Annotated in this window: 8 protein-coding genes and 2 pseudogenes; 5 read left to right on the forward strand and 5 right to left on the reverse strand. The window is 43.1% G+C overall.

Annotated features, from left to right (window positions below; all coding sequences use genetic code 11):
* Positions 1-138 precede the first annotated feature (138 nt).
* Together ACJHW7_RS24860 and ACJHW7_RS24865 are read left to right on the forward strand one after the other, a co-directional pair.
* Positions 139-285: a hypothetical protein gene (locus ACJHW7_RS24860; protein ID WP_410233588.1), complete on the forward strand. Its 147-nt coding sequence runs from the start codon at positions 139-141 to the stop codon at positions 283-285.
* A gap of 48 nt (positions 286-333) precedes the next feature.
* Positions 334-1,140 (forward strand): DGQHR domain-containing protein, encoded by an 807-nt coding sequence (locus ACJHW7_RS24865; protein WP_071533805.1) that lies wholly within the window; start codon positions 334-336, stop codon positions 1,138-1,140.
* 58 nt (positions 1,141-1,198) lie between these two features.
* Here ACJHW7_RS24865 and dndE read toward each other — a convergent pair whose 3' ends face one another.
* Genes dndE through dndB form a run of 4 tightly spaced genes read right to left on the reverse strand, consistent with a single transcriptional unit; the run spans position 1,199 to position 6,261 of the window.
* Positions 1,199-1,555 (reverse strand): DNA sulfur modification protein DndE, encoded by a 357-nt coding sequence (gene dndE / locus ACJHW7_RS24870; protein WP_000937304.1) that lies wholly within the window; start codon positions 1,553-1,555, stop codon positions 1,199-1,201.
* The gene (gene dndD, locus ACJHW7_RS24875; RefSeq protein WP_000905896.1) at positions 1,555-3,555 is read right to left on the reverse strand and encodes a DNA sulfur modification protein DndD; all 2,001 of its coding nucleotides are present in this window, start codon (positions 3,553-3,555) and stop codon (positions 1,555-1,557) included. The genes dndE and dndD overlap by 1 nt, the downstream gene beginning before the upstream one ends.
* Complete coding sequence (gene dndC, locus ACJHW7_RS24880) at positions 3,545-5,179, reverse strand: DNA phosphorothioation system sulfurtransferase DndC (RefSeq protein WP_000041168.1); 1,635 nt, start codon at positions 5,177-5,179, stop codon at positions 3,545-3,547. The genes dndD and dndC overlap by 11 nt, the downstream gene beginning before the upstream one ends.
* Positions 5,176-6,261 (reverse strand): DNA sulfur modification protein DndB, encoded by a 1,086-nt coding sequence (gene dndB / locus ACJHW7_RS24885; RefSeq protein WP_000179014.1) that lies wholly within the window; start codon positions 6,259-6,261, stop codon positions 5,176-5,178. Before dndB ends, dndC begins: the two co-directional genes overlap by 4 nt.
* 462 nt (positions 6,262-6,723) lie before the next feature.
* On the opposite strand from dndB, the pseudogene ACJHW7_RS24890 reads away from it, so the two are divergent.
* The 3 genes and pseudogenes from ACJHW7_RS24890 to ACJHW7_RS24900 form a co-directional block, all read left to right on the forward strand.
* Positions 6,724-7,070: pseudogene (locus ACJHW7_RS24890) on the forward strand (proQ/FINO family protein); the annotation flags it as partial.
* Between the two features lie 41 nt (positions 7,071-7,111).
* Positions 7,112-9,799 carry an autotransporter domain-containing protein gene (locus ACJHW7_RS24895; protein ID WP_001696166.1) on the forward strand — a complete coding sequence of 896 codons (2,688 nt, stop codon included), beginning with the start codon at positions 7,112-7,114 and terminating at the stop codon, positions 9,797-9,799.
* 35 nt (positions 9,800-9,834) lie between these two features.
* Positions 9,835-9,978 carry a hypothetical protein gene (locus tag ACJHW7_RS24900; RefSeq protein WP_001767846.1) on the forward strand — a complete coding sequence of 48 codons (144 nt, stop codon included), beginning with the start codon at positions 9,835-9,837 and terminating at the stop codon, positions 9,976-9,978.
* Positions 9,979-10,145: 167 nt separating this feature from the next.
* Here the strand turns inward: ACJHW7_RS24900 and ACJHW7_RS24905 are convergent.
* Positions 10,146-10,358, reverse strand: a pseudogene (locus ACJHW7_RS24905) (transposase); the annotation flags it as partial.
* Between the last annotated feature and the right edge of the window lie 100 nt (positions 10,359-10,458).

A 10,458-nucleotide genomic window follows, 5' to 3' on the forward strand; every position in this document is an offset into this window, starting at 1 on the left:
ATGGCATCCGCATAGTGCACTGGGTTATCGCTCGCCACGGGAATATCTGCGGCAGCAGGCCAGTAATGGGTTAAGTGATAACAGGTGTCTGGAAATATAGGGGCAAATCCAATATCAGGTGTGCAGAGGAAAGAGTCTATGCCAAGAGCCTTAGACATAGCAAAATTCATAGACTCCGATGAGGCTGCATTTCCAAACTCAATCATACTCTCTGTCAATCATAATGAAGATGGTACACCTGCAAAGGAAGATGACAAATGGGAGTTTAAAAAAAGTGAGAATTGATTATATAAGATAATAATACCGAATATAAATCTAAGATTATGTTCTATTATCGATGGACAGCACAGATTATTAGGATTTAAGTATGCTAAGAATAAAGATATTCAATTACCTTGTTCAATTTATAACTCATTACCACCATCCAATCAAGCAACTATATTTTCAACAATTAATTTTAACCAACAAAAAGTTCCTAAAAGTTTAGCATATAGACTCTTTGGATACTCTCTTGATGATATATCCAGAGAGTATTGGCCTCCTGATTTGCTTGCTGTATATTTTAGTGAGAAATTTAATAAAACAGATGAATATCCTTTCTACAGACGATTAAAAAATAGAGTATTGAATGAAATTACTGAAAATGACTGGTCTATATCATCGTCTGTATTTATTGATGGTGTATTATCACTAATATCTAAAAACCCTCGTGCTGATAGATATACCATCAATGCAATTGATTCGGATGAAAAAGAAAAAGGAAGGGGCAGGCTTGATAATAAAAACAGCAAGGATAAAAGCCCATTGCGATGGTTTTATATAAAAGGCAATGATAAGGCGATAGAGCAAATATTGAAAATTTATTTTTCAGCGATAAAAGATCATTTTTGGGCTAATGTATGTATTGAGAAAGGCACAGTGTTAGTTAGATCTGTCGGTATTTCTGCATTATTTCAGTTTCTACGTAAAAAATTGATGGACATGCCTAAAATTAACAAAGAAAATATTGAAAAGCTGTGCTCTGCATTGAAAACTGTGAATCCTGAGGAGTTTACAAAAAATACAGAGTATACATCAACAACTGTGGGTCAGCGAAAAATATATGATTATTTAAACGAAAATGTCAAAACAGATTTTTAAAATTGACTAAATTTTGTTCAGGCCATCCATATTGTTAATTTGGATGGCCTAAAAATTCTTAATCTATTGATTTAATAAAGTTTAATAGACTCTTATGATTCCTTAACGCCGCAATCCCATCCTCCACATGCGCAGCCCATGCTTTAACCATATCCTTCTGAGCTAACTGCGGATAAAGCATCTTCAATACCAATTCCGTAGTCTGTAATGTCTCCCCCAGCCACGTAATCTTATCCAACACCAGCGAACCATCTAGTTTCCGATTATCCCGTTCTGATGAATAGCGAAACTCACTCTCCACCGAGCGGAAAAATGCCAATCGGGCAGCGACATTAGGTGTGATCCCTGTATACCCTTTCAATCTTTTAAGCTGCTCTTCAGTCTGACGATTCAGCACCATTCGATTCGGGAGCATCAGATAGCCTCCTTAGTTAATTCCCAGAAATAACCGGGCTTCAACGCTGATGATTTAGTATGCGTGTTAAATACTATCTCGTAAGCATGAGAAATATCATCACGTAATTGGTCAACAAAATAACGTTCATCCACTTCCGTATCGGTAGACAATAGCACCACTTGATGGCTGGCAAATGGGAAATAATGGTTAATTAGTTTATCCCGATGTTGTGAATCCAGACGTCCTAATGGCGTATCAATAATCACCGGCAAATCACGACCAGAAGTTTTTGCTAGCGCCTCAAGAATAGCAATGGCATAAATCTGCTTTTCACCGGCAGATAGTAACTTACGATTAATGACAGATCCCTTCTCATCAATTAACTCAACGTCAAATGTCTCTGGGTTAATATGAGCACTCAGTTGCATATCTTCTTTACGAGCCAGTTTGCGATAGGCAACTTCAAAGTTAGCAGATAGCGTCTTTACTCTCGCCTGAGTTAATACGTCGCTATACCGATCGAGTAAATTAATTGTTTCCTGCGCATTTTTGAAGGCGCTACTAAAGCCATGCTGACTGCGGGCCGCATCATGCAGTTTTTGCACCTGACGGACACAATCCAGTTGCTGTTGCTTAACCCGTTTAGCGTCTTCCAGCAATGAAAGATATTTTTGCCGCTGATTTTCACGCTGCTTATCAAGATCGCGCAGCTTTTCAAAAAGATCCATTAACTGCTCATCTTCCGGAGCGCGGGCAATATTGGCAGCGGCTTGCTCTAGTTGCTGTTCAATTTCTGCTAACTGAATACGGTAAAGCTCGAAGCGCTGCCATGCCTTTTTACTGTCCTGCTCTATTGATTGCTGGAGCATGCCGGCTTCACGTTCAGAAATATCAAACAACAAATCGCCCTTCGGCTTAGTTGCCATATATTCGTTCAGATTATCAGTAATCGCCTCGGCTGCAATTTTACTGGTAGTACGAGAGCGTAATGCAATATCGTTTCTGAGCTGGGCCAAAAATAGCCTTAACTCTTTTTCAAAGCTTTGAGCTTGTTTGATCTGCGTTTCATCAGCAATTTTTTCCAGCAACTCGGATAAAATATTGGGAGCTAGTGCATAAGGTAATGATCCATCACATTCCTGACGCAGTGCTTTTTCCAGGCGCTCCTTATCTTTTAGCAGTGTTTCAACTTTCTGCTTCTCCTGCGCTTTTGTCTGCGCAAATGCACCGCCCTGCGCATTCAACAAGCCTTCATAGCGAATAATGTCTTTAGACAGAAACTCGATTCTAGATTTGGCAAAATCAGCTTTTTCCAGCAATGCTTCTGTCTGACAAGCTAAGTCTCTACTTTGTTTTTCCAGCACTTCAATCTGCTGTTGCTGAGTTTCCGCTAACTGGCTGGATTGTTGGCGCTTAACGAAAATCATTAAGTCATTACGCAGTTTGGATATCAGATCCAGGCCCAATAAACGGCGTACAGCGGTGCGCAAAATATTGCCAGATTCATCTTCTGCCAGTTCCGCAATTTTTTCGCCATCAAAAAAGAACAAATCAGCAATACCATGAGGAATTAATTCATTAAGAAACCCCTGGCACTGATCATAATCCAGTTCACTGAGTGGTTGGCCATCCTTTTGTAAAGAAAGGCGATCTTTCTTGCCCTTTTTCCAAGTTCGCGTAACAGTAAACTCTGATTCCTGCCCACCCTTATTATAGGTAAAGGTCAGTTCAACAGCCGCCTCTTCCGGTTGCTCAATATAGTACGCACCTTTGTGAATCAACGAACTAAGATGCTCAATATAATCCTGTTGCTGAGTCGCGAGCCCAAATGCCAGCCGCCCATACAATGCCAGCCGGATAGCCGACAGAATAGACGTTTTACCTGCACCATTTAAACCGCCAAACAGCACAATCGGACGAGGGTTTACTTCATGTGGTCGCTTTCTTGGAGCCAGATCAATCGTGTGAGTACCGTTAAATACCCGAAAATTATGTAATACCAGTTGTTTAATGAGCACGTTCGTTTTCCTCGCCGACCAATACAGAGGATTCGCTGGCATCGACAATTCTGCGTTGTAAAACCTGAAGTTCAGCTTCCAGCCTGGTGATTTCTTCCTGGTGAATATCCCGGTCGTTACGTTTTTGTAGCGCTGCCTGCTGTTGTTGAATCTCTTCGAGACTGCCCCAATCCTGTTTTAAAATGGTGCCAAGTTTGTCAAAAATCCCCTGACGGCGACTTAATCCTTCCATTGAAACTTCCAGCTCAATCAATTTCATCACCATCTCTGGCACAACATCAAACCCCTGAGCTATCTGCACCAGCAAATCGGCATCGCTGGCGTCAAAACGTGATTGGTCGTCAACGACCCAATCCAGATCCCGCTGGTACACCTCACGGTAGATACCTGGTAGTGTGTCGTACCAGTCTGGTTCATTAGGATCCTTCAACCATTCTTGGCGGATAGCGTGCAGTTCCGACTCGGTGATTAACGTAATCCTGTGGCCCTGGGCGTTTAAATCACGCTCAATTTCCAGTAAGTCTTTTAACCATTGCTGGCGATATTTGAGCCAGTAGGGGCCTGGCACATGCTTACGCTCTGCACTGCGATCTTCACCGTCTTTAGCGTACTGATAGCTCACCTTACCGGTACGACGTTTATAGTTGCGATAGGTGTCTTTATTCACCGGATCGGTGGTAAACGCCAGCAGATCACGATATTTCAGCAATGGCGACATCCACTCTTCGCCATTTTTGATCAGACTTTCCATCGCTTTATCTTTGGTTACTACGGTACAGGTCCAGCATCCAAAGCGAGAGTTCCCACAAGAGGGGGTACTTTCGTCTATCACTAAGGGACACTCACCCTGTGCGGAAGAGTCCATATACAGCGTCCATAGAGGACGATTGTTTCCACCCCATGGGCTTTCCCATTCGTCGATATATTCAGGAGCATAGCGGAACGCGCCGCGCAGCAGTTTCCAGACGTCTTCTACATCCCAGGTATCAATAGGGGTATAGATAAACGCATTTGCCAGTGTGGTATGCCGGGCCAAGCGTGAGCCATCAATTTTGTGCTTTGCGATGACCTGCGCACGAGAGGCACTCTCACTACTACGTGAACCTAGGACAACAATTACTTCATCAAACTGGCTGACCTTTTCTTTAATAAAGTCACTCACCGGATTGATTTTCATGCGTTCGGTACACCAGCGAAAACTGCGGGTTGGGGCCGGATAACCTTTCCCCAGTAAATTGACCCAGAAGGTTTCATTAGTTTTAGGCGTTACCGCATGTTGAGTGATCGGCAGGCCATTACGCTTTGCGCCTGCCTCAATTTGCAACATCGTTTTCTTAATTAAATCTACTACCACTGGTGTTTCCACCAGCGTATCGGATGACACTACAAAAACATCTTTGTTGCGCATTTCCGGGGGCAGGCCAAGCAGGGCCAGATACACCAGCGTGATCACGGCGGAAGAATCTTTTCCACCGCTATAGCCAATTACCCACGGACGCTTATCCGCACAATAAATTCTCTGAACTTCAGAAATATATTCGGCCAGAGGGCGTCCAGAAAACTGCTCCTGATTAATAAAATCTGTGTATTCGGCCAAATCGTAGGCCTGAACTAATTTACTCATGAGACAACCATTTGGGCTTCAAGCTCCTGTTCTTCAGGAGTAAGCGGAATTGAGAGTGCGTTTTTTAGCGCATTGCAGGTGAGTTGGATTGCCGTACTGGTTTTGCTCAACTTTCCATGCTGCATCGCACGTTTGATAAGATCCGGATTATTTCTGCGCCAGTTAAACACTTTGAGTGCAGCAATTTTATCAGGCCACTGCTCTGGGTAATTTGTCAGCAGTGTATACCCTAGTTGTCCGAGTGCCTGCAAACCAATACCGTGAGCGTGAACATAGTCCTGACGTAGTTGAACCGGTGAAACTTCCTTTTTTGCGGCTAATTGCCAGTCCGGCATTACATTATAAATAGCTTGCCAATAGCGAGTTGCTATCTGGGTACATTCTTCAAAATCGCTCTTTTTCGGATCTTTTCCCAGCAACGCACGGGTAGCTTGCTTGATGCTGCTTAACGTAAATAATTTATTTGACCGCTGACTGATATTGGATTTTTCCAGCTCAGTCATTCCGACAAACGGCTCTACGGACATTGCCAGATAACGCGCCAAATTTGAACTGGCATCCCGATGATCATACAACGATGCCAACGACGGACTGGGGCGAATAGCATATTTATTCAGATCGGCAAACATCTGTTGGCTGCGTTTTAATCCTTCATCGACAAAAAACAGCACAGGTATGTTATCCTGCCCCAGCTCCGGGCGAGCGTCTAAAGCGTCTTCAATCGCTTTACGACGATGCTGACCGTCGTTGATCAAGATTTGCGCGTCCATTGGTACACATAACGTCCCTAGATTATTCGTGCCGGGAAACTCATCAAACTGGACGTCAACGGCAATGGATGCTGTTAGTGCAGAAAATACATAATCTTTAGGATTTTCAAGAAGATAACGAACCATTTCAGGGATGCGAGATTTATTGAGGGTGCGTTGCGCGCGCAACTCCGGAGGAACATCATTTTCATCAAAGCTAAAAATTTTGGGGATGATACGCATCGGACATGTGGCAATGTAGAAGGGGCGGCCTGCCTGAATGCCACGTATAGCCGGAAACGAGTAGCAGTAGTCTGCATCAACACTAGCCATGCTGTAATCCGTAAAATATTTAATGAATTAAGTTACGTGATATTTTACGTAACCCTAGATAGAAATTACAGCATTTTACGTAATGAATTGTGTACTATCTACAGATGTACTCGCCAATTAGCTCTATTCAATGGTCTTGCTGGTTGTTGCAAGTGGTGTTCATTATCATTTGTCAAGTAATATTTTATCATACGCATGTCGTCATTACCATCATTTAGGCTTTCAGCATCAGAGGGCACATGGCTGTATGTATTGGTACGGCTGGTCCGACTGTAGCGGTCACCATAGTCATATCGTTCACAACCAGTACAGTCTGATAACGAATACGCTCACTACGCACAGCACTGAACAATACCGGCAACAGCATGTCTTACATGACATTCGCTGTGCCATCCACCGGAAAACATTTTCAGATACCGGATGAGGTACCACTTCCATTGACAGCACGAGGTAACAATACTGATGGTAACGCTGACCATTAACCGTAAACCGCAGGGTATTTTCAGTAAGTCACCGGCAACGCCGCTGCAGGATAAAACGAACACTGCACACAACGTGAAGGCCAGGGAACGGATACCACAGTTGAACGATAAACAGAGCCCTGCTCTGCTGAAAAAACACCGTGGCGGCATATGACAAAACGCCAGCGTAAAAACCGTAAGCGTATTAATCGTCTTGTGGAACTCTGGCCTGAGTTATTCAACCGGGAAAAACCCCAACCGCTTAAAGTTGAGATACCTGACGACCTGATACAGGATATCGCCATCAGAGAACTGGCGTTTGGCGCAGGTGCATTACGCGCGGCAGTAGTTATTCTTTTGAATTATCTAAAAATAAATAGGATGCAGCCATGGATAAAATAATTTTCTGTCATCGCTCTGCTGGATATGGTTCTTCCCTGCTATTGGCGGTGTTTTCATTATCTTTTATTTCCAGCTCAGTGAATGCGGCTATTTCTTCTGATTGTTCGGGATCATCTTATTGCACTAATAAAACAATAGATGCCAATACTGCTGGATATATCGATAAATCTCCTGTTTATTTTTTAGGGAATACAGATCTTACTGTTTCTGCCAGCCAGGCCTTTAATAATAACAAAGGTACCTATGAGTTCAGAGAGAATACGCATGTAAAAGTCAACGCCGAGTCAGGATTAAATGGCGGTACATACACGCTAAGAGGCGGAAGTACACCAGGGAAAGTTGAAATCGATATCAATGCCAGTTCTGGTATAAACAATGCCAAGTTAACTGCTCTCGCTGGTAGTAATGGCGTAGTCAATGCCAATACTGAAAAAGCAATTAATGGCGGTAGTCAGATATTCAATGCTGGAACAACACTAAACATCAATGCAGCCGATGGCGTATTTAACAGCACGGGACTGACATTCACAGATGCGACACTTAATTTAAACGCATCCGATGCCTTTAGTAAAAATACGATGTCCTCTGGTAAAGTTGGCAGTGTTAAAGGAACGTCAACGGTTAATATCAATGCCACGGGGGGAATGTCTGGTGGGCAGTTAAACATTCAGGATTCCAGCGAGGTCAATGTGACTGGAAACGGTAGTGTCACTGGAGGCACGTTACTGTTCACTGGGAGTTCAGTATTAAATGCGGATACCGCTAATGCTATCGCGGGAGAAACGAATAATACGAATAAACAGATATTTCAATCTGGTACGACAATGAATGTGAATGCAGCCACGGCACTCAGTGGTGGCAATCAAACATTTAACGATGCAACATTAAATGTCAATGCCAGTCAAGGTATAAGTGGTGGATATCAGATCCTGGCAAAAAGCTCAGTCCTGAATACAGAAGCAGATCAGGCTATTATTGGAGGACAAATAAAATTACAGGATAATGCAGTATTTAATGCTAACGGTAAATCAACAATTACCGGGGGGATACAAAATTTTAACGATAATAGTATATTAAATGCCAATGGCGAAGATACCCTGTCTGGAGGCAGACAGAATTTTAGTGGAAACAGCATCCTGAATGGCAACAGTAAAGGGGCGATTTCCGGTAACAGCAAACAAATATTTAGTAACAATGCTATATTTAACGCCAATATCAGCCAGGCAGTTACTGGTGGCACATCTACTACATTTAAAGACGATGCTGTCATGAACATTTCAGCACAGCATGGTGTGGATGGCGGAAATTTATTATTTGATGGTAATTCGACATTAAACATTAATACTGCAGATGCCATTAATGGTGGCGAGCAGCGTTTTAAAGGGAATTCACTGATAAATCTGAATCATGAAAACTCGTTATATAATACAACATTGAAACTAGAAGGAAATGCCAGTGTCAATATAAACGCGGATAATGCTTTGAATTATACTGACCATATCGTTTTTTCAAAAACGTATGACACTACAACAGGCAGTATACTGGATGTTAACGGACACTCCCTAACCATTGGTAGTATCAGTGGTAATGATACCAATGCGGTAATCAAAAATAGTAGTGCTCAGGATGCCATTCTGACTACCGGTTTGTATGATTATGGTGTGTTTGCCGGGCAAAGTTACCAATATGATTCTTTTCTACAGCGTGGCGCGATGCGTGCAGATGCTGTCGTCAGCAGCGCATTGGGAGATATTACCCGTCAGGCTGGACTGGCGCTAATACCACAGTTTGCTGACAGACTCGTTCCGGAACCCAGTGGAATGGCCCAAAATGGCCAAGGGATTTGGGTACGTACCCTTTACGGACAACAGGAAAATCAAGGTGACGGAGCCACAAATGCGGCATGGAATGGCCACGTAAAAGGTATCCAAATTGGGGCTGATTTATGGCCTGCTGATGAAGACAGCAGTCATAAACTGGGTGTTTATGTGGGTTATCTCGACAGTAATGCTAATGTATCGGGCAAAACCATTTACACCTCGAATGCCCAGCTTGGAAGCTACCAGCTCAATACTTACGCTACAGGTTTATACTGGCGTTATACAGCAACCCAGGGCTGGTACACAAACACCACTTTACAACTAGCCCGGTATTCTGGACAGGTAGAATCGAATAACAGTACACGTAAACCTGATATTCATGGTCGTGGGCAGATTCTGGCTTTTGAAGCGGGCTATCCGCGAGTACTAAATGAGGCGCTGACACTGGTGCCACGAATTTCTGTATCCTGGCAGAAAGTTAAATTAGATGACTATCGTTATGATGATTTAAACGTTAATAACGATCTGGATAATCAGTTAACCGCCTCCGCTGGAGCTCGTTTGTACTGGAATACTATGACGATATCCGGGGTCCAGTGGTCCCCCTTCCTTGATGCAGAGCTGAATAATCAACTGACCGCCAGAGACAGAAATAATGTTACCGTAGGCAGTACGGGATACCAGGATTCATTACTTACATCCTATAATGGTTCTGCTGCAAAAATAAGCGGCGGCGTGACCGTAAAGCTGAATGATTATACAAATTATTATATCAAGGTTGATTATCAAAACGGTCTTAGTGAACGATCCGAAAAGACCTGGCAGGGAACAACAGGGGTCAGTTTATACTGGTAACTATTGGCCATTATTAAATAATTTAAGGAGTGGCGATGAAATATATCATGCTGTTTCTCATGGTAATAATGCTAAATGCATGTGAATCAGCTCAAAATTTTAAACGTCCAGAATTATCTCAACAAAACTGTGATACATGTAACATTGATGATGCTGACAGCCCAATCTTTGATGATTAATACGCAAAATCCATGTTAACACTTACCTTTCGGAGCACCTTCATCAACGTGCTCCGCAAATAAATATCCTCCGGCTATGCCGGAGGTTTTTCAAATGCGCCTATAAGGCTCTCTTACCAGCCACGCCCTAACAGGCGCACACGATCTGACATTTGCATCCAACTTCGTTACTTACGGCCCGTAAACGGGCTGTCCGGATAGGGAATCGATAACTGCTCTCCCATTTTATCCTCTTCAAGCTAGTACTTTATGTAATCCTGTATTTTCGCCGTGTTATTACCCACCGTACCGACGTAGTACCCTCTGCACCAGAACTCCCTGTTCCTGTATTTGAATTTCAAATCCCCAAACTGCTCGTAAAGCATCAGACTGAACCGCCCCGGGTTTCCTGGAGAGTGTTTTATCTGTGAACTCAGGCTGCCAGATCATCGTTTCCGATGGAAGCATAATAAGCTTTTTCTGCTTCTGCCGGTGGGATAT

Origin of the sequence: Escherichia sp. WS1152, from assembly GCF_046487665.1 — a bacterium.
Taxonomy (GTDB): domain Bacteria; phylum Pseudomonadota; class Gammaproteobacteria; order Enterobacterales; family Enterobacteriaceae; genus Escherichia; species Escherichia coli.

Bases quoted from the DNA above. Each gene is read 5' to 3' on its own strand.
- ACJHW7_RS24860 (WP_410233588.1), top strand. From the start codon at position 139: ATGCCAAGAGCCTTAGACATAGCAAAATTCATAGACTCCGATGAGGCT.
- dndE (WP_000937304.1), bottom strand. From the start codon at position 1,555: ATGCTCCCGAATCGAATGGTGCTGAATCGTCAGACTGAAGAGCAGCTT.
- dndC (WP_000041168.1), bottom strand. From the start codon at position 5,179: ATGAGTAAATTAGTTCAGGCCTACGATTTGGCCGAATACACAGATTTT.
- dndB (WP_000179014.1), bottom strand. From the start codon at position 6,261: ATGGCTAGTGTTGATGCAGACTACTGCTACTCGTTTCCGGCTATACGT.
- ACJHW7_RS24895 (WP_001696166.1), top strand. From the start codon at position 7,112: ATGGATAAAATAATTTTCTGTCATCGCTCTGCTGGATATGGTTCTTCC.
- ACJHW7_RS24900 (WP_001767846.1), top strand. From the start codon at position 9,835: ATGAAATATATCATGCTGTTTCTCATGGTAATAATGCTAAATGCATGT.